The sequence below is a fragment of the Salipiger thiooxidans genome (assembly GCF_900102075.1).
Lineage (GTDB): Bacteria > Pseudomonadota > Alphaproteobacteria > Rhodobacterales > Rhodobacteraceae > Salipiger > Salipiger thiooxidans.
Genome location: NZ_FNAV01000027.1, coordinates 1 through 22,255 on the forward strand (window position 1 = coordinate 1; position 22,255 = coordinate 22,255).

Here is a 22,255-nt window from a genome sequence, read left to right on the forward strand (position 1 = left end):
GTCGCCGTGCGCCATGCGCCGGCGTTGAGCTTGATCATCTGTTCCGTCCTTGTGAGAGCCGACGCTACAGGATGCGGTCGGCGAGGGCCTTCTTGATGTCCGCGGACGCCTGGAGGCTGCCGAGAACGGTGATCGAGCCGATGGTCGCCCGGGCGAGGTCGGGCGTGACGTCTGAGCCGATGCGGGCGAGGCCCACGACCTTGATATGCAGGACCTCGCCCGCCGCACGAAGCTGCTCAAGCTCCGTCCGACCGAAATCCCGAAGGCCGAGCTCCATGGTGTGGCGCTCGATGGAGCGGTCGACCGCCTCTCCATGCGTATCCAGTTGCTTACGGATCGCCGCGCGGATGAAATCGCTGCGGTTCGAGTAGAACCCCTCCTGCACCAGCAGATCGATGCGACCCAAGTCAACAAAGCCGAGATTGATGGTGATCTTCTCGTTGTCGGGCTGCTTGTCCCTGAGCTGTCTTATCTCGGCCATCTTCCATTCTCCATCTGTATGGATGGTATATGGATGTTATCTTGCGGAGCGCAAGGGTCCAGGACAGTCTGCCTGTCTGTGGAGCGCAACTTCGCCAGGAGCGTGGTGAAGCCCGCTTCCGAAAAAGGCGGGTGTGGCCTGAGTTTTCAGCCCTGACCTGACACTCGCCTGAGCGTCGATGCCGCGTCCTGAAATTGTCGTCGGCGCTGTCTCGCAGCATCTGCCGCACCTTCGAGATCTGCTATGCGGACGCAGATGCTATTGCGAACAGCGCGTTCTCCCCGTCTACCAAGCTTGCGTCGCCCCGGAATGCGCCTCATGGTCGGATCATAAATCTGGAGGGTTCGATGTCTGAGAATTTGTGTATTTGCGGCTGCGGTGAGGTCACACGCAGCGGACGCTTCCGCCCAGGTCATGACCAGAAGCTTCGCAAAGCGATTGAAGATGCCGCCGGCGGATTGGAAAGCCTGCGCTCACTCGTCGAAGCCCACGTCAAACGTCCAATAACGACCAACATGCCAGAGTAAAGGCCCCCTCTCGGCCCGAAGCCGACCTTGGCCAGGATCACCGTCGCCGCGCCGAAGCTTCCCCGAAGCGGCCGTTCGTGCGTCGCGCAGCATTTTCGGAGTGTGAAGGTCGGGAGAGCGGGACATTGCTGCCTCTCGCCGTGAAAGATTGGGCGGCCGCTGACTGCGCAAGTGCTGCCGATGGCAAGGCGGGAGCGTGGGGGTATATCCCGGATAATGTCTGCCGGGCCACTTTCGTTTTCTTGAGGAAGCGATCTTGAGCAAGTCAAGTCTTCCTGTAAACTATAGGACAGGTAGATCTTCTCGGCAGTGGTCGCTCACGATGGTATGGAAGAAGAACGAACGCGAGCCAATTGACTCCAAGGCCTTGGCTGAAACTGAAGTTGTGTTTTCGAATTTCTCAGCGGCGCAGGTCAATGCCGAAGGTTTCATTCTAGTAGGTACGATACATTTCAACCCAGGTGAAATTACTTTTGATGAGGGTCGCGCGGAATTCGCCCTTCGACAGGCACGAATTACAGCTCTTGGTCGGGGCTGCGCTTGTGACTACGAGAGCATCGCCTATATCGCACGCTCGACGGACGAAGTTAAACAAAAGGCGCAGGTTACGAAGACCGTCGACAACAAGAAAGGCGGAGAGGCACAAGCAGAAGGCCAAGCAGCGGTCAGCCTTACAAAGGGCATTGCAATTGGTGCAAGCATGCAAGGCAGACTTCGCCGGGCATTTGATGAACAAGAACTACATGTTGTTGGCAGCGAGTCCGAAGGAGCTAGAGCGCTCATCACTGCGATACCAAAGAAGCGCAGTGAGGGCCGGGCAGTACAGGTGGATTGGATTGTGCGCCCCGATCCGCTTATTCCCTTCGAGACGCCGCTGGGTACTTTTTCGGTATTAATTGGCGAACGAATGAGAGCTGCAAATCAAGGGGCCGGCCTCGCCGTCGTTCAAATGACGGAGCCTGGAGGGTATTTGGAGATGCGCCTCGATATTAGAGTAGCGGATATAGAGTGGACTGCTGTCGAGTTTTCCGAGACTAGTAAGTTGCATCAGTTCGGCAAACGTATCGTTGATGGCAAGGCGAAACGAGACATTGTGGGTCGGCTGGCACTCGGTAAGGCAATTGAAGGTTCTATGCAGCTGGGGCGCCTGCCGCGAGAGGCCAAGAATGAGTGATCCGGGAAACGTCCTAGCGGCGGTTGGTGCGCTGTATGCGCTATGTTCCGAATCCGACAGTCTGAGGCGCCTTGCAGAGGTAGCGCGGCTCGAGCCAGCAAAGGATTTTGAACAAGCTGATCTTCGAGAGTTGAACGTAGCGGGCGAAGATCTGACGCCCTTCAGCTTTCGAGGAGCCGACCTCCGCGATAGCGACTTGAGAGGTGCACAGCTTAGGCGTCGCGCTCTTGAAGGTGCTCTCCTCACAGGCGCGCAGCTGGAGGGGATCGTTTGGACGGGTCCGTTAGAAACAGACCGCCTTATTTTCGGTTCGGACAATGCGTGGTCAGTGATGTCGCGGCAGACCTTAGAACATTGGATGTCGAAGGTGGCTCCGGTTGATGGCAAGTACCGGATGAGCTGGGAGACCACGCGAGGTTTCCGGCGGGCTTTGCCATTCTATGCTGAAACGGTCGAGCTTTTAGCCTTCACGGACGAGAACTGGGTGAACAAGAATCTGGTCGTCTACTATTTGCAATATGAGGACGAATTGTTTCGGCTCAATGGTACAAGTCGGGCAATCCATGAATTGAATGGGAAGGCTCCATTAGAGCTAAGCGAGAAGAACATATTGGATTATCTGCGCTTCTATTGCCTTATGGTTCGAGGTCAAGAGGGACCATTCCTTGTTCTGGAAAGCGTTGAAGACTCTCTATTGCCGGAAGAGTTAGACGGAACCTCGCGACACACTATCGAACAGGCGGCGCAACCCGCCGTTTTTGAAGGACTCGATGACGAAGGTAATTTTTGCGTAGCTGCAGTTATTATGTACTCGAATGCTCTCTTCTTATCAAATTTTTCCATACAACCTTCTGGAATGGTTGAAATGTTTGATGATGAAACGATTGCGGTGGACATGTCGGTTCGTGTGAACGCCCCGATTGCTTGACCTATCAGGGATTTCAAAATCCGAGAGTCTCGCACTGATTACAACACAAGCTGGTCTGATGACCGGTCTGGCGGCTTCTTGCCATTAATTTGTCATGCAGCATCCGACCAGGTGGGCTCGTTCCCGACCTTCGCTGCGCCGCAGGTCCAAGCGCTTGGTCGGGCCTCGCGCGTCGTCGCCCTCGGCCCTATCCTGCCGTTCGGACCGCGCGCTGCGAATGACCGCTCCAAAAAGAGATCGCACCTTGACACGATCCACATATGCCAGCAGCCAAGAGTCTGCCAGCTTACACCGCTGAGTGATGGAAAGAGCTTGAAGGTTTCACGTAAGCCTCCGAAAAATCAGGGGTGTTTCCATACACTTGTGCGTTTACAGTACTGCTTCACCCTCATACTAATAATCGTCAGTCCGATAGGGACGGCTGGAAAGCAATGAGACCCCCCCAATGCTAAAGTCTATGCACATTCAGAACTTCAAGTCTTGGCGAAACGCAAAGGTGGATTTTGCGCCCATCACGGGGTTCTTCGGTACGAACTCATCGGGAAAGACAAGTCTCATTCAGTTTCTATTGATGCTCAAGCAGACAAAAGACGGAACTGATCGGGCGATTTCACTCGATCTCAACGGAGACTTAGTCCAACTGGGCACTATCTCCGATGCCATCCACAAACATGACGAGAGTGTGCCTCTCAAGTGGGATCTAGAGTTCGCCCTAGATTCGGAACTGGTCATCCGCGATGTCAGCAAAACAAATCCTACCGCAATCTCGAAGAGCAAGAGCCTGCAGATCAGTGCATCAAATATTGTACATGAAGGGGGGCCGCGCGCTAATAGGCTGTCATATCGCTTGGGCGGGGTAACGTTTTCTCTGAGTCCCAAAGATGAGCAAACATCTAAGTTCGACCTGAGAACCGAGAAGGTAGAAGGCGAAGCTCCAGATTTTCAATTTGTCCGGACCCAAGGCCGTGCATGGCAGCTACCGGGACCAATAAAATCTTACGCTTTTCCAGATCAGGCCAGGACCTACTTTCAAAACGCAGCTTTCCTCGCTGATTTGGAGTCCGCCTATGAATCCCAACTGGACAAGATGTATTACCTTGGCCCTCTGAGGCAATATCCACAACGCGACTACCTTTGGACACGGTCGAGACCAACGGATGTAGGTCAGCGGGGTGAGCGGGCAATCGATGCAATACTCGCCGCGACCACCGCAGGCGAGAAGAGGAATCTTAGACATAAAGCATTCTACAAAAGCTTTCAAGAAATGGTTGCATATTGGCTCAGGGAAATGGGGCTGATCGAAGAATTCTGGGTCGAAGAAATTGCACCTAACTCGAACCGTTGGCAGGCCCGCGTGAAGACGAAAAAGCAAGGCAGCGAAGTTCTTCTTACCGACGTTGGCTTCGGGATCTCGCAGGTTCTGCCAGTTGTAACTCTCCTCCAATACGTACCGGAGGGCTCAACGGTAATACTTGAACAACCGGAGATCCACTTGCATCCGCTCGCACAGGCCGCTTTGGCGGATGTGATCATTCAAGCTGCGACACATCGTAAGGTCCAAGTTCTTTTGGAAAGCCACTCAGAACATCTTCTTCTGCGGTTGCAGCGACGCATAGCTGAGGACAAAGTGTCCAGCGACGACGTGAGTTTGTATTTTTGCGATGCGCCAAGAGGAGAAAGCACGATCACCGAACTTGAGATAGATCTCCTTGGGAATATTAAGAACTGGCCGGACAAGTTCATGGGCGACGCTTTCAACGAGACCGCGCATGCTGAGCTTGCGCGACTAAGCCGCTCGAAAGCTTCCTGAATGCCTAAATATGTCATTGACACAAACGTTCCAATCATCGCCAACGGCGGTGATGATCCCGTCACTGTCGATTGTCGCAAAGCGGCCGTCGAGTTACTCATGGAAGCAACGGAGCGCGGGACGATTTTCCTCGACAGCGGAGGAGAGATCCAAGCTGAGTATCGACGGTACCTAGACCCAAAAGGGCAGCCAGGCGTCGGGGACCGGTTTTACCTTGAGGTGATCAATAGCAACCCTAAAAAGGTGGCGAGAGTGGACATTCAGCGCCGTGATGACGGCGAATACCGTGATTTGCCGCAGGAGATAATCGATGCTGGCTTCGACCCTAGCGATAGGAAATTCGTGGCCGTTGCCAGAAAAACTGGTGCGAAGGTGTACAACGCCGTTGATACGGACTGGGTAGAGCAGAGAGCTGTAATCGAAGGCGCTGGAATAGAAATCGTTTTCCTGTGTGGTTGCGACCCTGCACAATGGCGTGAAACAGATTAGGCATGCCGATATACATTACCTGTCGAAAATCGCATTGTCTGGTCTGCGTAATTATTTGTTGGAAACTAGAACACCGCTTTGATTTGTTCCGTGGGCAGTTTCTAGGCTTTGCAAATGTAGCTGCCTGCGCATCGCTGCCTTTCCTTCAGGACGCAGCGAAAGTCGGCTCCCCGCCCTATCTGCGGCGGCGTGCGCAGACGCTGCAAACATCGAGCACGCGCGACGAACGGCCGGAAAGCCCCGCACTGCGGCCCTTCGAATGATTGCCCTTGAAAGTCTGCTCCAAGCGAGGTTCGGACCAGATGGAATGCATGACTATGGCACCGGGCACGCTGCGAGCAAGGATGGTCCCTTGCTGCGTTTTGCCCTCCCCAAGAGGCTATCACTGTGCGAGACTTGAGGCTCTCGACGCCATGCCGTCCTCCAGGAAACCTAGCAGCAGCACAGAGTTCGCCTTGGCGAATATGACGATAAGGAACCTGCCGGACGAGCTTCACGAACGCCTTCGCGCACAAGCTGAAGCGAATAAACGGAGCCTTGAAGCCGAAGTGCGTTCGATCCTCATACAGGCGGTCGTTGCATCAAGCGACGGCGGCCTGGGCCATCGCATGCGCGCACGCTACGGCGATTATTTGGGTGATGACCTGTCGGTGGAACGAAATCATACGGCGAGCCAAGAAGGCGTCTTTACCGGATCATCCCCGAGACGAAAGTGATCTCGGCTACTCCAGAGATTGCGCTCACCGACGTCATGCTGGTCTGGTCCAGCCCATAAATACCCTCGAGCCACTCGTTCGGGACAGCCACCTAGTTTGATCTTGCAGTCGGCGAACTCAAACCACATCCCATTGCGCGCATACTCTTTACACTTCGTGTGTTTTGTTAAGAGTTGATCTCGGCCAAGCCTTGCCAGGCAGAGACTTGTGAGAGGCGACATAACCATGCCCAATCGGCGAAGTGTCAAGAGTGGGGATGACCGGGCGACCGACGCCCATGTGCGGAGCCGTGACTACCTTGGTCAGCCGGATATCGACCGGCTTCTCGCTGCCGCCAAAAAGGGCCGCCACGGGGTTCGCGACCACCTATTGATCCTGATGATGTTTCGGCATGGACTGCGCGTCTCCGAAGTGATCGCGCTTCGTCGGCAAGACGTGGATCTTGCGCAGTCGCGGATCTGGGTCGCACGGCTGAAGAACGGGCTCAGCGTCGAGCAGCCAGTCGCTGGCGAAGAGCTGCGGGCTATCAAGCGCTGGCTCGCGCGCAGGGAGGATGCGCTGCCTTGGCTCTTCGTCTCCGAGCGCAAGCAGCCGCTCACGCGGCAGGCCGTAAACTACATCCTCGGATCCGCCGGGACCCGTGCCGGGCTCGAGCGCGTCCACCCACATATGCTTCGCCATTCCTGCGGTTTCGCCTTGGCGAACAAGGGGCACGACTTGCGAGTCATTCAGGACTACCTCGGACACCGTGATCCCCGGCACACAGCGCATTACACGCGGACGGCTGCGCACCGGTTCAACGATCTGTGGTAGCCGGAAACTGCAGCGGCTGAGAAGAGGAAGAATGGGCGGAATGCAGACCTTCTCTGCAACTGCGAGCTCAACCTTGCCAGATCATGGAAGCGGACATTCAGTCAAGATCATGCCACCAAGAGCTGCACGATCTGCAACGGGCGCGGAAGAAAGAAATTCGCCGCGTGGCGCAAAGCAAAACTACGAAATTCAATCAGCGGTCGTTAGCGCCTCTGCTCTGCTGAACTTCATGGCAGCACGGTCAGACCACAACAGACGCGACCCGGGCGCTGGCTTCTCCCCGGAGGGCATGCAGCTGGTTGATTTTTACCTCAAACTGATGATTTCTGTGTTGCAAGAAGCCTCAATCAAACTTTTTTCTCTCACGTGGTGAACCCTTGAAAATTAAGTCCGTAAAAATTCAAAATTTCAGGTCAATAGCCGACGAGACTATTGATCTCTCGGCCTACAACTCTTTTGTAGGGCCGAACGGTGCCGGGAAATCAACTACATTGAACGCACTCAACGTTTTTTTCGGGGAGATAAACAACTTTTCTGACGAAGACTTCCACGCGAGGAATACTGAAGATCCGATCAAGATCACGGTCATATTTCATGAACTGGGTGAAGATGCAGTAGAAGAGTTCAAGCACTATGCACGCGCGGGCCAGCTTGTGGTGCATGCTGAAATTACGAAGACAGAAGATGGAATTTTCAAGAGGGTTACTCGAGGGGAGCGGCTAATATTTCCACCATTTAGGGAGTTCTTCGAGGCCAAAAGGGCACGTGATAGAGGGGAGATATTCAAGTCGCTTCGAGAAAGATACGAAGGAATCCAGAATGCTACCAACGACGGAGATCGCTCAGCAGCACTTACCGAATACGAGGAGGCGCTATCGGAGGATCAAAAAGAGCTGGTTCCCAGCGACGGAGAATTCTTTGGAATAAGTAAAGGTGTCCACAAGTTTCAGCGACATTTATGCTGGGTTTACGTGCCCGCAGTCAAAGATGCGTCAAGCGAGTCAGAAGAGGCCAAAAACTCACATCTGGGAAAACTTATCCAGCACACCATAAGAAGTAGAATGAACTATGACGCTGAGCTTGAGCGCATAAGAATAGAAGCTTTTGAAGCTTACTCTAAACTTCTCTTGGATCAAAGCTCACACTTGAAAGAACTGCAAGCTCGACTGTCGGAGCGATTGCAAGCAGCCGTTATGACAGAAGCAGATCTAAAGCTGGATTGGAAAAAGGATGAGCGCTCCGTTTCTGTTCAAGATCCAATCGCACAAGTACTTCTGTCGGAGCGAGGCTATATTGATCGGGTTGAAAAGTTCGGCCATGGACTGCAGAGATCATTTCTACTTGTTATTCTGCAAGAGTTGATGGCCGTCGACAGCGCTGTGAGCCCAACTCTCATTCTTGGATGCGAAGAACCGGAACTCTATCAGCATCCACCCCAAGCCCGGCACTTGGCAGAGATACTCATGGAATTGGCGGGTGGTGATGCTCAAATTCTCGTGACCACACACAGCCCATATTTTATCGATGTCGAGCACTTTGATGGAATAAAGGTATTTCGCAATTCGGCCGGCGCAGCCACCATAACGTCATCATCGTTTCTGAAAATCTTGGAGAGCTACAATGCTGCATTTGCAAATCAGCCTCTGAGGAACGAAGATCAAGCGCGCACCAAGCTTGCAATACAAACTCAACCGAAATTCAATGAAATATTCTTCGCTGAGCGTGTAGTTGTTGTTGAGGGTGTATCTGATATGGCCTGCATTGAAGCGTATATGCGGCTATCCGGGATGAGGTCAGGATTTCAAAAATCTGGCGCGACAATTGTTGTTTGCGAGGGGAAGAGCTCTCTTGCGCTCATGATTCTTGTAATGAACAGCTTCAGAATTCCATATCACGCGGTTTTCGATTGCGACTCCGAGTACGATGAAAAATTCAAACGGAACCCCGACAGATTTAGAGAGCCATATAATGAACACATTCGAGACAATGATGCAATATTGTCTCTATCAGGGCACGAAAAAATTGGGAAATTTCCAGAAAACCACATCTTCCTGTCAAATGTAACAGGTTGGCGCTTTAATATCGAGAAGATGCTTGAAGAAGAGTTCGGCGAGGACAAGGAGGCGTGCCTGCAGGCAGGTCGAGACGCCGTTGGCAACCTGCGAAACTCCAAAAAGCATCCACTTTTCGTCGCCGCTTCCATGTCAACGGCATGGAGTAAAGGGAAGAGGTTTGCTGTACTTCAAAACGTCGTGGAGCGAATATTGGCATAAGGCAGAGATACGGCATTTGGTTAAAGCGATCGCGCCGTTCATCACTGACTCGGGTGATGCTGCTCCCCGCCGCAGCCAGAAAAGCACGCGCCCCCTGGCACCGAAGCCCTCAAGATCGGGATGCCCCGCGGGGCTATCGGCCCCACATACTTCCGATCTTGCTGTTCGACTTCAACGTCATGTGTTGAAAGTTTCAACCCGAAGTCCGTAACCAAAATTCATATCAGGGAACTCAATTGATTACCTTCGAAAACCGAAAATCCCGGGTTATTCTCGAATATACACCTGAGTTTCGCAGCAATGCATGGATCCTCGGTGACTTACGAACGTCTGGTCGTGTTCGCATCAGTCGAGTATTCCGTTTCGAGCGAAATGACCTAATCGATGCTGATCGGCTCCTCGGCCGAGACGCCGCGAGAGATTTCGAAACCGATGATACAGACCTATTGAGATTCAGGTTCGCAAGAACTCGTGACGGTTATCATCGAATCTTGGGTCGCCTGTTTGGTATTCGCAACGATGTCTGGCTACAACAGGACGCGGTCGAACTTGAGCGCAAAACATTTGTTGCAGAGCGTAACATCAATATTTTCGGGCGGATTGCGAAGCTCAAAGAGGATGACAGCCCAATCGTCGTAGGCGACCCTCGGAAGATCGATGGGGCGATCTCCGCGGAAATGTTCGACGAACTTCTGAGGAAATTCCCGAGTTCCGGCGAGATGGACCGCTACGCGCTGGCCCGCGTCGAGGCGGTCGTTGGGGAGGCGATCCAGCCAATGAAAAGCGCACGAGAGGCCTACGAGCGCTACCTCGATCGTCGCGTCTCGATCGTCACCGACACTCCGTTGGAACAGAAGGTTCTCATCGAGGCCGAAATCCAGAAATACGCATATCTTCGCGATCTCATCGCGCAATGGCTCAGAGAAGAGAAAGATCGTAGCGAAGCGGACTGGCAGCGCATGGTCGCGAAGATCATATTGCTTCTCTTTCCGAAATACATTGCTGTTCTCGAGAGCGTTCCAGTCAGCGATGTCTATTCCGATCCATTACGCCCCACGACCCGTCAGATCGATCTCTGCCTTGTGGATGCCAGCGGAGCGCTCGACGTTATCGAGATCAAGAAACCTTCCGCGGCAGCGGTCCTCGGCCGCACACTCTACCGAGACAACTTTGTGCCTACTCGTGAATTGACTGGTGCTGTAATCCAGACCGAGAAGTATCTCTTTCATCTCTCGAAGTGGGGTCGCAAGGGCGAGCAAAAACTCACGGAAGAATTTCAAGCCAATCTTCCAGTCGGGCTTTCAATCCGCATTGCCAACCCCAAAGGGCTAATTATCATGGGGCGCTCGCCCCAAGCCCGCGTTATCGGGGGACGTGAGCGCAATCATCAGCTCGATTTGGAGGTCATTAAACGGCAATACGCGAATATGGTCGACATCCTGACCTACGACGACCTGCTTTCTCGCTTAGAGAACGTGATCGCTTCTCTACAGCGTCGTAAGTCCACTTAGAAACCGAATACGGCCGCACGGTAATCGACGAAGCTGACCATCGTCGATCATGTAGCATCCGGAGAATTGGCTCGGTGGAGCTGATTTCTGCGCTCTGCCTGAACGGAGGCGTTCATGAAGTGAAATGGGTAGAGCAATGTTCGCGATCTGCGCATCGCCGACCTTCGGGCATACAGATTCCGCAGATTCAGCGAACGGCAGTAAGGTCCCGCCTACCTGCCTTTGACGGCCGTGCCGATGCTACAGAGCGCGCGAAGGGCCGCTTTGGCGAAGCTGCGCCGCAGCGACCAACTCAGGTGTGAAAGGCAGCACAGGGCCGTGAGTGTCAGGCAGCGGGAGGCCGGAGGGACCATGCGGTTTGTCCGTTTCAGCAGTTTCGTCATGGCATCTCGCGATTACGGTCAGTTGACCCGCTGCGCACAGACAAAGTCGGCACGTGATGCAATGTCGGCGCGCGGCAACTCCGTGATTTGGTATCCAAGCGCGGTGTAGGTCTCCCGCATGACGCCACAGGTCGCTTCGGCTTCGGCGCGAGTCTGCTTGCGTTCGCTGTCTTGCGTGAAGATCTCATACCAGAACGGCGCCAAGAAGACGCGACGGTTGTAGCGGGCTGCCTTGGCTGCTGCGGCGACGTGGAGCGGCACGGGGAGGCTGCATAGGGTCAGGTAGCCCATTATGTCGGGAATGCCCCGGTCGAAGATCACGGGGCCTGAGAGTGCCTGAGCGTCCTCGTAGGCGCGAAGGTCGCGCTCAAGCATCCGTTCGGCATAGGCCATGCGGTCCGCCCAAGGGAGGGCGTCTCCGCCGCGCGCCATCTCATCGCGAATGATCGCGCGGCCGGATTCGGGAATGTTCTGAAAGCCACGGCGGGCAAGCTCGGTGATCAGGCTGGTTTTGCCCGCACCGGGACCGCCCGTCACGACGAAGAAATGGTCGCTCATGGGCCATCCTCGGATTTGACAGGGGAAAGCGCTGCGAAGCGATCGACACGCCAGGAGCGGCGATCAAGGCAGCATGGATTTTCGTAGGGAAAACAGCACCGGTCTGCGTGACAGAGGCAAATCCTCTGACGATAAAGGCAGAACTATCTGGTGCTTTTCAAGAGGTATTTGGTGGAGCCTAGGGGGATCGAACCCCTGACCTCTTGCATGCCATGCAAGCGCTCTCCCAGCTGAGCTAAGGCCCCATATGTTGCCGTTTCCGGCGGTGGGCGATGCCGTTTCCGGCGTCGTGCGGCGTGATCTACGCAAAGCCGCGGGCGGGTTCAAGGGAAAAAATCGCCGCCCGTGGCAGAAAGTTTCGACAAGCTCAGTTGTCGTCGTCCTCACCCGCGACATCGGTGATGTCGTCGAGCGAAACGTTGTCGTCGTCCTCGTCCTCGAGCACGTCGTCGTCGTCGAGATCGACCTCGACGTCGTCTTCCAGCAGATCGACGTCTTCCACGTCGTCCTCGGAGGCTCGACGCTTGGCGCCGTCGGCGGAGTCGGCAACGAGCATCGCACGCTTGCCGGTATCCAGTTGCAGGACCTCGCCCGTGTAGGGGCTGACGATCGGGTCTTTGTTCAGGTCATAAAAACGCTTGCCAGTGGTCGGGCACACGCGTTTCGTACCCCATTCTTCCTTGGGCATGGGTGATCCCCTTCAGCTTGTCCGGTCAGGTCGACAATCCGCGCCCTCTGACATATCACAGGAGCGGTGTCAAAGGCTTTGGCCATATCGGTTCCGAGGCGAGGGATATGGGGCAGATTACTCTTCCTGGCAACCCGCCAATCGCGGTGAACCTGCGTCGCTCCGCGCAGGCACGGCGACTTTCGTTGCGCCTCAGCCAGATCGACGGCCGGGTGACGCTGACAATGCCGCGCCGGCTGCCCGAACGCGAGGCCCTGGGCTTCCTGCGCGAGAAGGAAGCCTGGCTGCGCAGCCATCTCGAGGCGCGGGGCGAGGACGTGAGAATCGGCCCCGGGGCGCGGCTGCCGGTCGAGGGGGCCGAGCGCGAGATCCGTGTCGGGACCGGGCGCGCGGTGCGGCTGGGCGAGGGCTGGATCGAGGTGCCGGGCTCCGAGGACCGGACGGCCGCACGGTTGCAGGGCTGGCTGCGGACGCTGGCCCGGGACCGGCTGGCCGAAGCCTCGGACCGGTACGCCTTCGCGCTGGGGCGGCCCTACACGCGGCTGACGCTGCGCGACACGCGGTCGCGCTGGGGCTCGTGCACCGCGGACGGGGCGCTGATGTATTCGTGGCGGCTGGTGCTCGCACCGCCCGAGGTGCTCGGCTACGTTGCCGCCCACGAGGTCGCGCACCTGGCCGAGATGAATCACTCGCGGGCGTTCTGGGCGGTGGTCGAGCGGCTCTACGGCGACTGGCGGGCGCCCCGGCGCTGGCTGCGCGACGAGGGCGGGGCGCTGCACCGGTACCGTTTCGGCGATTGACCTGCGGGAAATTCGTGATCACATGTCGCAATCATGAACGCCGCACCCCGCTCCACAGACATTGCCTCCTCTGCCCATGACCGCGTCTACCGCGGTCTGCGCACGCGCATCATGCTCGGGCAGATCCCGCCGGGCGAGGCGCTGACCCTGCGTGGCATCGGCAAGGAGTTCGAGGTCTCGATGACTCCGGCCCGCGAGGCGGTGCGCCGGCTGGTGGCGGAGGGCGCGCTCAGCATGTCCTCGTCGGGGCGGGTCTCGACCCCGGAGCTGTCCAACGAGCGCATCGAGGAGCTGGCCGCGCTGCGGGCGCTGATCGAGGTGGAGCTTGCCTCGCGGGCGCTGCCGCGGGCGCACATGGCGCTGATCGACCGGCTGCAGACGATCAACGGCACCATCGCCGAGATGATCCGCAACCGCGATTCGGTGGGCTACATCCGGTCGAACCTCGAGTTCCACCGCACGCTCTACCTGCGGGCGCAGGCGCCGGCGATGCTGGCCATGTGCGAGACGGTCTGGCTGCAGCTCGGGCCCACCATGCGGGCGCTCTACGGGCGGCTGCGGCGCACCGAGGCACCGCAGTACCACCGCCTGATCATCGCGGCGCTCAAGGCCGGGGACGAGCCGGGGCTGCGGCTTGCGGTGCGCTCGGACGTGACGCAGGGCCTGCGGATGCTGGCGAGCTAGATCTTCACTGGCACGCTACTCGGTCCCGCGCGCCGCGATCAGGTCGCCCTCGGCCAGATCCGCGGGCGGGTAGAGCACCACGTGGTCCCCCGCGGTCAGCCCCTCCACCACCTGCGCAGCGACGCCATTGCCCGGCCCGATCGCAACCGGCACCTGCCGGGCGCGCCCATCCTCGGCCCGGAACACCGCCCAGCTGCCACCGGCGCGGAAGAGCGCGCTCTGCGGCACCTGAAGGGCGTCGTCTGCCTCCCATGTCACGATGCGCACCACGACCCGGTAGCCGTGCCCGAGCGACGCACGCGCCTCGAGCGGGCTGGTGAAGCGCACAGTGACGTCGACGCGCTGCTCCTCGACCCCGAGCGCCGAGACCTTGGTGCGCCCCAGCGGCGCGATGCGGGTGACCGCGCCATCGAGTGGCGCGTCGCCGCCCCAGTCGTCGATCAGCACCCGGTCGCCCAGCGAGACCTGCACCGCGTCCGAGGAAATCAGCTCGACCACCACCTCGAGATCGTTGGCGATGTCGCCCAGCTCGACCACTGCGGTGCCGGCGGCCACGATGGTCTCGCTCTGCTGCAGCACCCGCAGGATGCGCCCGGCAATCGGCGCCACCAGCGGGATGTCGGCGGAATGATTGCCCGCGACGGCGGCGGCAAGCCCGAGGTCGTCGAAGCTGATGAGCTGGGCGCGGGCGTTGGCGAGCTCGGCCTGCCGCATCAGCACTGCCGCCCGCGCGGTCTCGAGCCGGGCTGCCGCCGCGCGGGCCTCGGAGCGGAACCGGTCGAGCGCGGCGGAGCTGATCGTGCCGCGTTCGGCAAGGGTCTGGCTGCGGGTGTATTCCGAAGCGGCGAGATCGGCGTCGGCGGCGGCGGCGTTGACCTCGGCCTCGGCCACCTTGAGCGCGGCGGCGGCGGCGTCGGTCGCGGCCATCGCCTGTTCGCGGGTGCGGATGTCGAGCGCGTCGGGGTTGGTCGGGCGCATGTGAGCCACCGGCGCGCCCTGTTCCATCTCGTCGCCCGCGATCACCTGCACCCGCAGGAGCCTCCCGGCCACCGGTGTCGAGACCACGTAGACGTCGTGAACCTGTGTCTTGCCCTCTTCGTCGATGGTGACGGTCAGCGGGCCCTGCGTGACCTCGCCGAGATCGACGAGCGTCGCACGCGGCCAGAAGGCGGCCACCAGCGCGCCGCCCAGCAGCAGCGCGAGCAGGGTCCAGAGGATCAGGCGGGTGCGGTTGCGTCGGTCGGCCATGTCGTCAGTCCCGTGTCTTGAGCGCCGCGACCAGGTCGGCCCGGTCGACGTCGCGTTTCACCAGCAGGCCCGAGATCGCGGCGCCCGCGATCACCACCAGCGCGGCGCTGCCGAAGGTGGTGGGCAGGAAGACCACCGGAATGGTGTAGAGCTCCGAGGAATAGGCTGCCGCCAGCACCTGTGCGAAGCCCGCGCCCAGCACCGCGCCGAGCGGAAGGGCCAGCAGCGTCACCAGCCCCAGCTCGCCCAGAAGCACGTAGGCGGCCTCGGCCCTGGAAAAGCCGATGACCCGCAGCGAGGCAAGGTCGCGGGCGCGCTCGGCCAGCGCGATGCGGGCGGCGTTGTAGATGATGCCGAAGGTGATGACGAAGGCCATGCCGGACATGATGAACCGGGTCCAGCCGGCGCCCTGGTTCATCACCGTGACGAAGGCGTCGCGGGCCTCGTGCTTGAGGCTGACGCCCGCCACCGTCGGCAGGCCCTTGAGCCAGGCGTAGATCTCGGGGGCGCGGGCCTCGTCGAGCCGGAGGGCGGCGGCGCTGACCCGGCCGGGCTCGCCCAGGGCGCGGTTGAGGCCGTCCATCGCCATGTAGGCGGGGGCGCCCAGCACCGAGTCTGCCACCGCCGCCACCGGCAGCGTAAGCACCGGCCGCGCGCCTTCGCGCACCTCGACAGTCAGGGTCTGGCCGACCTCGAGCTTCAGCTTGGCGGCCAGCGCGCCGGACAGCACCAGCCCCTCGGAGCGCATGGGGATCGGCGCCAGCGCAGGCGTGAGCGCGCGGTTGAGCTCGGGCGCGGCGGGCAGGCCTGTGATGCTGCCACGGTGGCTCTGGCGGCCGTTGCGCAGGATCACGGCGACGTCGCGCCGCCCCTCGACCCGCTCGACCCCGGGAATCCGGGCAAGCTCGTGCAGCGCCTTGTCCGAGACGGCGCTGGTGAAGGTCACCGAGGCCTCGGAGCGGTCGATCACGTCGAAACTGAGCGCCACGGCCTGCGAGAAGCCGGCGTGGATCGTCAGCATGCCCACCGACAGCGCCATGCCGCAGGTGATACCGAGCACCGCGCCCGCCATGCGGAACGGCGTGCGGGAGAAGCGGCGCAGCACCATGCGGGTGGGCTGGTCGAGCCAGCGCGTCAGGCCGCGCCAGCGCCCGGCCGAGGCATAGTCGGCAGGGGCAGGGGGGCGCATCGCCTCGGCGGGCTGCAGCGCGAAGATGCGGCGCAGAACGATGGCGCCGCCGGCGGTCGCGGCCAGCACGCTGACACCGATGCCGGTGGCAAAGGCCGCGGGCTCGAGCCGGAACACGAGGAAAGGGAACTTGAAGAAGGCGAGGTAGAGCTGGACCATGCCCCGCCCCGCCGCCACCCCGGCAAGGCAGCCCAGCAGCGCCCCGGCCAGGGCGATGGCCAGCACCAGCTTCAGGTAATGCACGCCGATCTCGGCAGAGCGGTAGCCGAAGGCCTTGAGCAGCCCGATCTCCTCGCGCTCGGCCTGCACCATGCGGGCGATGACGATGTTGAGCAGAAAGGCCGCGACGGCCATGAACATCGGCGGCACGGCGCGGGCGGACTCGCGCAGCCCGTCGATCTCTTCCGACACGAAGCGGTTCGAGAACATGTCCTCGCGCCCATAGGCGCCGATGCCGCCGTAGGGCTCGAGCACCCGGTCGACCGCGTCGAGCACCAGCTGTTCGTTTGCGCCGCGGCCGAGGCCGATCAGCGCCTCGCTGAAGGCGCCGTCCATGTCGAAGGCGGCAGCCATGGCTGCGGGCGAGAGCCACAGCACGCCGAAGCGGCTGTCGTCGGGCACCATCTCACCGGGGGCTGCGCTGTAGAGGAACTCGGGCGAGCGGGCGAGACCCACGATCCGGAAGCTTCGCCGCGCGCCGTTCGTGGTCGCTGCCAGCGTGTCGCCGGGGCGCAGCCCGTGGGCGGCGGCGAAACTGTCGAGCACCACCACCTCGTCGGGGCGGCCGCGCTCGAAGAGCCGCCCGGCCTCGATCCGGATGGCGTTGAGCGCGGGCGCGTCGTCATAGGGCAGGGACAGCGCCTGCGCCTGCAGCGGCACGTCGCGGTCGGGCAGGTCGATCAGCGCGGCGCCACCGATGCGCCCCTCGACCGCGCCGACGCCCTCGAGCGCCGCCAGCGCGTGCAGGACCTGCTCCGGCGCGCGGGTGACCGGGGCGATCACGTCGGCCAGCCGGTAGCGCTCGTAATAGCCGCGCCGCGTCTCGTCGAGCGAGGACACCAGCCCGGACATCATCACCTGCATCGTCACGCCAAGCGCCATGACAACGGCGATGGCCAGCGCCTGGCCCTTCATCCGCCACAGGTCGCGCAGGAGCTTGCGGTCGAGCGGGCCTACCATTCGATCTCCTCCGCGCGCAGCTTGCTGGCGTTCCGCTCTTCCGAACGGATCGCGCCGTCGGCGAAGCGGATCACCCGGTCGGCCATGGCGGCGGTCGCGGCGGCATGGGTGACGATGAGCACCGTGGTGCCAAGGCTCTGGTTCAGATGCTGCAGCACCCCCAGCACCTCGCGCCCGGTGGTGCTGTCGAGCGCGCCGGTTGGCTCGTCGCAGAGCAGCACGTCGGGCTGCTTGGCCACGGCGCGCGCGATGGCGACGCGCTGCTGCTCGCCGCCGGACAGCTGGCTGGGGAAATGGCCGCGCCGCGCGCCCAGCCCCACCAGCGCCAGCGCCTCGTGCGGGGGCATCGGGTCGCGGGCGATCTCGGTCACCAGCTCGACGTTTTCTTCGGCGGTGAGCGAGGGCATGAGGTTGTAGAACTGGAAGATGAAGCCGAGATGGTCACGCCGGTAGCGCGTGAGCTGCCGGTCGGTCATCGCGGTCAGCTCGCGGTCGCGGAACCATGCCCGCCCCGAGCTCGGCCGGTCGAGACCGCCGAGGATGTTCAGAAGCGTCGACTTGCCGCTGCCCGAGGGCCCGAGAAGCACCACGATTTCGCCCGCTGGCAATTGCAGGTCGACCCCGCGAAGCGCGTGAACCGCCGAGGCGCCCTCACCGTAGGTGCGGGTCAGGGCTTCGGCCCGATAGGCGAGTTCGGCCATGGCGTTCCCTCCATGGCCGCGAGTCTAGCGGTATTGTCGCGCGCTTGTCTTGTGCGGGATCAATCCTGCGCGGCGGGCGCGCGGATATGACCCAACGACTGGATCACCAGCGGGTGCAGGCCCTCGCCGCCCGCCTCGATGAAGGCGATGAGCTGGCTGCGCATCCGCGGTTCCCAGAAGTCGTTGATGTGAGCGGCCACATCCTCGGCGCCGTGATCGCCGGGCTGGCTGGCAAAGAAGGTGGCGATCTGGTTGGCCATCATGACCATTTTCTCAGGCGACATGGCTCTCTCCATCCACGATGCGCTCGGGGGCGGCATAAAGGTCGAATCCGCCGCCCCGGGCGAAGGCGGCGAGCGTCAGGCCGGCGGCCTGCGCGGTCTCGAGCGCCAGCGCGGTCGGGGCGGATACGGCGATGAGGATCGGGCAGCGGGCGAGCACGGTCTTCTGGACCATGTCGACCGAAACCCGGCTGGTGAGCACGAAGGCGCCCTCGGCCGGGTCGAGCCCCTGCCGCACCATCGCGCCGATGAGCTTGTCGAGCGCGTTGTGCCGCCCCACGTCCTCGCGTGCCATGACGATGCCCTCGCCGGGGCGCAGGAAGCCCGCGGCATGGACGGCGCGGGTCTGGTCATGCAGCGGCTGGTGGGCGCGCAGAAGGTCGGTCGCCTGCGCCACCTCGGCACGGCCGAGCCTCGGCCCGCCGGCGGGCAGTCGGGGCAGGGGGCGCAGCGCCTGCTCGAGCGAGTCGATGCCGCAGAGCCCGCAGCCGGTGGGCCCCATCAGGCTGCGCTGGCGCTCCTTCAGGGCCGAGCCGCGCTCGGTCCGGAGCCAGATCCGCGCCTCGATGCCGCGCGCATGGGTCACCGTCTCGAACTCGGCCACGTCGGAGAGCTCGGAGATGATCCCCTCGCTCAGGGCGAAGCCGTAGGCGAAATCGGCGATGTCGTCCGGCGTCGCCATCATCACCGCCTGCGTCGAGCCGTCGAAGACCAGCGCGACAGGCACCTCTTCGGGCAGGGCGCGCGTCACCGGGCGCACGGCGCCGCGATGCACCGCCAGGCCTGGCCGGCTGATGCAGCGCGCACTCATTCCGCCGCCGGTAGGATACGCCGCGAGCGTTCGGCCTGCGCGGCGTAGTCCTCTTGCCAGTCGCTCGGCCCGTTGCTGGGCGAGACCTGAACGGCGGTCACCTTGTATTCCGGGCAGTTGGTGGCCCAGTCCGAGTAATCGGTGGTGACCACGTTGGCCTGCGTGTCCGGGTGGTGGAAGGTGGTGTAGACCACGCCGGGGCTCACCCGGTCGGTGATCGTCGCCACCAGCGTCGTCTCGCCCGAGCGGCTGGCCAGCTTGACCCAGTCGCCGTTCTTGAGGCCGCGGTTTTCGGCGTCATGCGGATGGATCTCGAGCATGTCCTGCTCGTGCCAGACGCTGTTGGCGGTGCGCCGGGTCTGGGCGCCCACGTTGTACTGCGACAGGATCCGGCCGGTGGTCAGCAGCAGCGGGAAGCGCGGCCCGGAGCGTTCGGCGGTGGCCACGTACTCGGTCACGATGAACCGGCCCTTGCCGCGCACGAAGCCGTCTACGTGCATGAGCGGCGTGCCCTCCGGGTGCTCGCCGTTGCAGGGCCACTGGACCGAGCCCTTCTCGTCGAGCAGGTCGTAGGTGACGTTGGCGAAGCTCGGCGTGGTGGCGGCGATCTCGGCCATGATCTGCTCGGGGTGGGTATAGGCCCAGCCCGCGCCCATGGCATTGGCGAGCATCTGCGTCACTTCCCAGTCCTCGTAGCCGTTCTTCGGGGCCATCACCTTGCGCACGCGGTTGATACGACGCTCGGCGTTGGTGAAGGTCCCGTTCTTCTCGAGGAAGGACGAGCCCGGCAGGAAGACATGCGCGTAGTTGGCGGTCTCGTTGAGGAAGAGGTCATGCACGATGACGCATTCCATCGCGGCAAGCCCCGCGGCCACGTGCCGGGTGTCCGGGTCCGACTGCAGGATGTCCTCGCCCTGGCAGTAGAGCCCCTTGAAGGTGCCCTCGACCGCGGCGTCGAGCATGTTGGGGATGCGCAGGCCGGGTTCGGGGTCGATGGTCACGCCCCACGCGTCCTCGAAGACCTTGCGGACCTCGGGCAGCTTCACGTGGCGATACCCCGGCAGCTCGTGCGGGAAGGAGCCCATGTCGCAGGAGCCCTGCACGTTGTTCTGGCCCCGCAGCGGGTTCACGCCCACGCCCTCGCGGCCGATGTTGCCGGTCATCATGGCGAGGTTCGCCAGCGCCATGACCGTGGTCGAGCCCTGGCTGTGCTCGGTGACGCCGAGGCCGTAGTAGATCGCCGCGTTGCCGCCCTTGGCGTAGAGCCGTGCCGCCGCGCGAAGCTCCTGCGCGTTGACGCCGGTGAGCAGCGCGGTGCTTTCGGGGGCGTGGCGCTTGTCCGAGACGAACTCGACGAAGGCCTGGAACTCGTCCCAGTCGCAGCGCTCGCGGATGAAGGCCTCGTCATAGAGCCCTTCGGTCGCGATCACATGCGCCAGCGCGGTGACCACGGCGACGTTGGTGCCCGGGGTCAGCGGCAGGTGATGCGCGGCCTCGATGTGGGCCGATTTCACCATGTCGATGCGGCGCGGGTCGATGACGATGAGCTTCGCTCCCTGGCGCAGCCGCTTCTTCAGCCGCGAGGCGAAAACCGGGTGCCCGTCCGTCGGGTTGGCGCCGATCACCAGCGCCACGTCCACCTGCTCGACCGAGTCGAAATCCTGCGTGCCGGCGGAGGTGCCGAAGGTCTGGCCGAGCCCGTAGCCGGTGGGCGAGTGGCAGACCCGTGCGCAGGTGTCTGTGTTGTTGTTCATGAAGACCGCGCGGGTGAGCTTCTGCACGAGGTAGGTTTCCTCGTTGGTGCAGCGGCTCGAGGTGATCACGCCCAGGCTCTTGCGCCCGTGCTTCTCGCGGATCGCCTGCATCCGTCCGGCGGCGAAGGCCAGCGCCTCGGACCAGGAGACCTCGCGCCATGGCATGTCGATGCTGTCGCGGATCATCGGGTTGAGGATGCGGTCCGGATGCTCGGCGTAGCCGTAGGCGAAGCGGCCCTTGACGCAGCTGTGGCCGCGGTTGGCCTTGCCGTGCTTCCACGGAGTCATGCGCACCAGCTGATCGCCGTTGAGCTCGGCCTTGAACGAGCAGCCGACGCCGCAATAGGCGCAGGTGGTCACCACCTCGCGGTCGGGGGTGCCAAGCTCGGCCACGCTCTTTTCCTGCAGGGTCGCGGTGGGGCAAGCCTGCACGCAGGCGCCGCAGCTCACGCAATCCGAGGCCAGGAAATCGTCACCGGCGGCGCCCGCCGAAACGCGGCTGTCGAAGCCTCGGCCCTCGATGGTCAGCGCGAAGGTGCCCTGCACCTCTTCGCAGGCCCGCACGCAGCGCGAGCAGACGATGCACTTGGAGGGGTCGTAGGTGAAATAGGGGTTGCTCTGGTCCTTCGGCATATACAGCGGGTTGGCCTCGCCCTCGGGCATCCGCAGCCGAGCCTCGGATTGCGACCGTGCGCCGGTGCCGGAGGGGTCGAAGTGATTGTCGCCGGGGGTGTAGCGCACGTCCCGCAGGCCGACCATGCCGGCCATGTCCTGCAGCTCGCAATCGCCGTTGGCGGCGCAGGTCAGGCAGTCGAGCGGGTGGTCCGAGACGTAGAGCTCCATCACCCCTCGCCGGATCTTCTTCACCTTCGAGGACTGGGTGTGCACCACCATGCCCGCGTGCACCGGCGTGGTGCAGGAGGCGGGGGTGCCGCGCCGGCCCTCGATCTCGACCACGCAGAGCCGGCAGGAGCCGAAGGCCTCAACCGAGTCGGTGGCGCAGAGCTTCGGCACCTTGATGCCGGCTTCCATCGCTGCCCGCATCACCGAGGTGCCCGCGGGCACCGTGACCTCGATGCCGTCGATCGTCAGGTGAACAGGTTTGCCCGCCTTGGCCGGCGTTCCCATGTCCCGGTCGTCCCAGGGAATGATGAAATCCTTCATCGCGCATCCTCCCGCGGTTTTGTCTCGCCGCAAATGTTCCGGGTAAGCCCGCGCCCCGCGCGGACGGGGGCAGCGCCCCCGGCCCGGTTGCCC

20 protein-coding genes and 1 tRNA gene are annotated in these 22,255 nt (G+C 61.6%); 11 read left to right on the plus strand and 10 right to left on the minus strand.

All coding sequences use genetic code 11. The features are described from left to right. Positions 1-64: 64 nt before the first annotated feature. The gene (locus BLQ77_RS25285; RefSeq protein ID WP_089963845.1) at positions 65-481 is read right to left on the minus strand and encodes a ribbon-helix-helix domain-containing protein; all 417 of its coding nucleotides are present in this window, start codon (positions 479-481) and stop codon (positions 65-67) included. Between the two features lie 849 nt (positions 482-1,330). Between BLQ77_RS25285 and BLQ77_RS28530 the strand changes: the two genes are divergently transcribed. The 9 genes from BLQ77_RS28530 to BLQ77_RS25330 all read left to right on the plus strand — a co-directional run bounded on the left by BLQ77_RS28530 (position 1,331) and on the right by BLQ77_RS25330 (position 10,722). Then, a complete protein-coding gene (locus tag BLQ77_RS28530; RefSeq protein ID WP_131822059.1) occupies positions 1,331-2,182 on the plus strand; it encodes a hypothetical protein in 852 nt (283 codons plus the stop codon). Then, entirely contained in the window at positions 2,175-3,110 is a 936-nt protein-coding gene (locus BLQ77_RS25295) for a pentapeptide repeat-containing protein (protein WP_089963849.1), read from the plus strand. The genes BLQ77_RS28530 and BLQ77_RS25295 overlap by 8 nt, the downstream gene beginning before the upstream one ends. 445 nt (positions 3,111-3,555) lie before the next feature. Further along, on the plus strand, positions 3,556-4,920 hold the full coding sequence (locus BLQ77_RS25300) for a DUF3696 domain-containing protein (RefSeq protein ID WP_089963852.1): 1,365 nt from the start codon (positions 3,556-3,558) through the stop codon (positions 4,918-4,920). After that, complete coding sequence (locus BLQ77_RS25305; protein WP_089963854.1) at positions 4,921-5,409, plus strand: PIN domain-containing protein; 489 nt, start codon at positions 4,921-4,923, stop codon at positions 5,407-5,409. Positions 5,410-5,873: 464 nt separating this feature from the next. Next, positions 5,874-6,125, plus strand: coding sequence for a FitA-like ribbon-helix-helix domain-containing protein (locus tag BLQ77_RS25310; RefSeq protein WP_375360217.1), 252 nt, complete (start codon positions 5,874-5,876; stop codon positions 6,123-6,125). A 225-nt stretch (positions 6,126-6,350) separates the two neighbouring features. Further along, positions 6,351-6,938, plus strand: a complete 588-nt coding sequence (locus BLQ77_RS25315; protein WP_089963857.1) for a tyrosine-type recombinase/integrase — start codon at positions 6,351-6,353, stop codon at positions 6,936-6,938. A 31-nt stretch (positions 6,939-6,969) separates the two neighbouring features. Beyond that, positions 6,970-7,311, plus strand: a complete 342-nt coding sequence (locus BLQ77_RS28535; protein WP_131822060.1) for a hypothetical protein — start codon at positions 6,970-6,972, stop codon at positions 7,309-7,311. 4 nt (positions 7,312-7,315) lie between these two features. Continuing rightward, a complete protein-coding gene (locus BLQ77_RS25320; RefSeq protein ID WP_165617210.1) occupies positions 7,316-9,211 on the plus strand; it encodes an AAA family ATPase in 1,896 nt (631 codons plus the stop codon). Positions 9,212-9,447: 236 nt separating this feature from the next. Continuing rightward, positions 9,448-10,722, plus strand: a complete 1,275-nt coding sequence (locus tag BLQ77_RS25330; protein WP_089963862.1) for a Shedu immune nuclease family protein — start codon at positions 9,448-9,450, stop codon at positions 10,720-10,722. A gap of 401 nt (positions 10,723-11,123) precedes the next feature. On the opposite strand, the gene BLQ77_RS25335 is transcribed toward BLQ77_RS25330, so the two are convergent. From BLQ77_RS25335 to BLQ77_RS25345, 3 genes are all read right to left on the minus strand, one after another. Then, complete coding sequence (locus BLQ77_RS25335; RefSeq protein ID WP_089963864.1) at positions 11,124-11,663, minus strand: AAA family ATPase; 540 nt, start codon at positions 11,661-11,663, stop codon at positions 11,124-11,126. 169 nt (positions 11,664-11,832) lie between these two features. Beyond that, a tRNA-Ala gene (locus BLQ77_RS25340) sits at positions 11,833-11,908 on the minus strand. 122 nt (positions 11,909-12,030) lie between these two features. Then, the gene (locus tag BLQ77_RS25345; protein ID WP_008884329.1) at positions 12,031-12,351 is read right to left on the minus strand and encodes a TIGR02300 family protein; all 321 of its coding nucleotides are present in this window, start codon (positions 12,349-12,351) and stop codon (positions 12,031-12,033) included. A gap of 107 nt (positions 12,352-12,458) precedes the next feature. On the opposite strand from BLQ77_RS25345, the gene BLQ77_RS25350 reads away from it, so the two are divergent. Beyond that, positions 12,459-13,151, plus strand: coding sequence for a M48 family metallopeptidase (locus tag BLQ77_RS25350; protein ID WP_008884230.1), 693 nt, complete (start codon positions 12,459-12,461; stop codon positions 13,149-13,151). A gap of 33 nt (positions 13,152-13,184) precedes the next feature. Beyond that, on the plus strand, positions 13,185-13,835 hold the full coding sequence (locus BLQ77_RS25355; RefSeq protein ID WP_008885758.1) for a GntR family transcriptional regulator: 651 nt from the start codon (positions 13,185-13,187) through the stop codon (positions 13,833-13,835). 15 nt (positions 13,836-13,850) lie between these two features. On the opposite strand, the gene BLQ77_RS25360 is transcribed toward BLQ77_RS25355, so the two are convergent. From BLQ77_RS25360 to fdhF, 6 genes are read right to left on the minus strand one after another with little or no spacing between them, the layout of a single operon-like run. Beyond that, on the minus strand, positions 13,851-15,083 hold the full coding sequence (locus BLQ77_RS25360) for an efflux RND transporter periplasmic adaptor subunit (protein ID WP_089963867.1): 1,233 nt from the start codon (positions 15,081-15,083) through the stop codon (positions 13,851-13,853). 4 nt (positions 15,084-15,087) lie between these two features. Further along, positions 15,088-17,451: an ABC transporter permease gene (locus tag BLQ77_RS25365; protein WP_089963869.1), complete on the minus strand. Its 2,364-nt coding sequence runs from the start codon at positions 17,449-17,451 to the stop codon at positions 15,088-15,090. After that, positions 17,445-18,152: an ABC transporter ATP-binding protein gene (locus tag BLQ77_RS25370; RefSeq protein ID WP_089963872.1), complete on the minus strand. Its 708-nt coding sequence runs from the start codon at positions 18,150-18,152 to the stop codon at positions 17,445-17,447. Before BLQ77_RS25370 ends, BLQ77_RS25365 begins: the two co-directional genes overlap by 7 nt. Before the next feature lie 59 nt (positions 18,153-18,211). Beyond that, on the minus strand, positions 18,212-18,436 hold the full coding sequence (locus BLQ77_RS25375) for a formate dehydrogenase subunit delta (RefSeq protein ID WP_089963874.1): 225 nt from the start codon (positions 18,434-18,436) through the stop codon (positions 18,212-18,214). Then, positions 18,426-19,244, minus strand: coding sequence for a formate dehydrogenase accessory sulfurtransferase FdhD (gene fdhD / locus BLQ77_RS25380; RefSeq protein WP_089963876.1), 819 nt, complete (start codon positions 19,242-19,244; stop codon positions 18,426-18,428). The genes BLQ77_RS25375 and fdhD overlap by 11 nt, the downstream gene beginning before the upstream one ends. Then, positions 19,241-22,162, minus strand: a complete 2,922-nt coding sequence (fdhF, locus tag BLQ77_RS25385; RefSeq protein ID WP_089963879.1) for a formate dehydrogenase subunit alpha — start codon at positions 22,160-22,162, stop codon at positions 19,241-19,243. The genes fdhD and fdhF overlap by 4 nt, the downstream gene beginning before the upstream one ends. Positions 22,163-22,255 lie beyond the last annotated feature (93 nt).

Bases quoted from the DNA above. Each gene is read 5' to 3' on its own strand.
- BLQ77_RS25285 (WP_089963845.1), bottom strand. From the start codon at position 481: ATGGCCGAGATAAGACAGCTCAGGGACAAGCAGCCCGACAACGAGAAG.
- BLQ77_RS28530 (WP_131822059.1), top strand. From the start codon at position 1,331: ATGGTATGGAAGAAGAACGAACGCGAGCCAATTGACTCCAAGGCCTTG.
- BLQ77_RS25295 (WP_089963849.1), top strand. From the start codon at position 2,175: ATGAGTGATCCGGGAAACGTCCTAGCGGCGGTTGGTGCGCTGTATGCG.
- BLQ77_RS25300 (WP_089963852.1), top strand. From the start codon at position 3,556: ATGCTAAAGTCTATGCACATTCAGAACTTCAAGTCTTGGCGAAACGCA.
- BLQ77_RS25305 (WP_089963854.1), top strand. From the start codon at position 4,921: ATGCCTAAATATGTCATTGACACAAACGTTCCAATCATCGCCAACGGC.
- BLQ77_RS25310 (WP_375360217.1), top strand. From the start codon at position 5,874: ATGACGATAAGGAACCTGCCGGACGAGCTTCACGAACGCCTTCGCGCA.
- BLQ77_RS25315 (WP_089963857.1), top strand. From the start codon at position 6,351: ATGCCCAATCGGCGAAGTGTCAAGAGTGGGGATGACCGGGCGACCGAC.
- BLQ77_RS28535 (WP_131822060.1), top strand. From the start codon at position 6,970: ATGGGCGGAATGCAGACCTTCTCTGCAACTGCGAGCTCAACCTTGCCA.
- BLQ77_RS25335 (WP_089963864.1), bottom strand. From the start codon at position 11,663: ATGAGCGACCATTTCTTCGTCGTGACGGGCGGTCCCGGTGCGGGCAAA.
- BLQ77_RS25345 (WP_008884329.1), bottom strand. From the start codon at position 12,351: ATGCCCAAGGAAGAATGGGGTACGAAACGCGTGTGCCCGACCACTGGC.
- BLQ77_RS25350 (WP_008884230.1), top strand. From the start codon at position 12,459: ATGGGGCAGATTACTCTTCCTGGCAACCCGCCAATCGCGGTGAACCTG.
- BLQ77_RS25355 (WP_008885758.1), top strand. From the start codon at position 13,185: ATGAACGCCGCACCCCGCTCCACAGACATTGCCTCCTCTGCCCATGAC.
- BLQ77_RS25360 (WP_089963867.1), bottom strand. From the start codon at position 15,083: ATGGCCGACCGACGCAACCGCACCCGCCTGATCCTCTGGACCCTGCTC.
- BLQ77_RS25365 (WP_089963869.1), bottom strand. From the start codon at position 17,451: ATGGTAGGCCCGCTCGACCGCAAGCTCCTGCGCGACCTGTGGCGGATG.
- BLQ77_RS25370 (WP_089963872.1), bottom strand. From the start codon at position 18,152: ATGGCCGAACTCGCCTATCGGGCCGAAGCCCTGACCCGCACCTACGGT.
- BLQ77_RS25375 (WP_089963874.1), bottom strand. From the start codon at position 18,436: ATGTCGCCTGAGAAAATGGTCATGATGGCCAACCAGATCGCCACCTTC.
- fdhD (WP_089963876.1), bottom strand. From the start codon at position 19,244: ATGAGTGCGCGCTGCATCAGCCGGCCAGGCCTGGCGGTGCATCGCGGC.
- fdhF (WP_089963879.1), bottom strand. From the start codon at position 22,162: ATGAAGGATTTCATCATTCCCTGGGACGACCGGGACATGGGAACGCCG.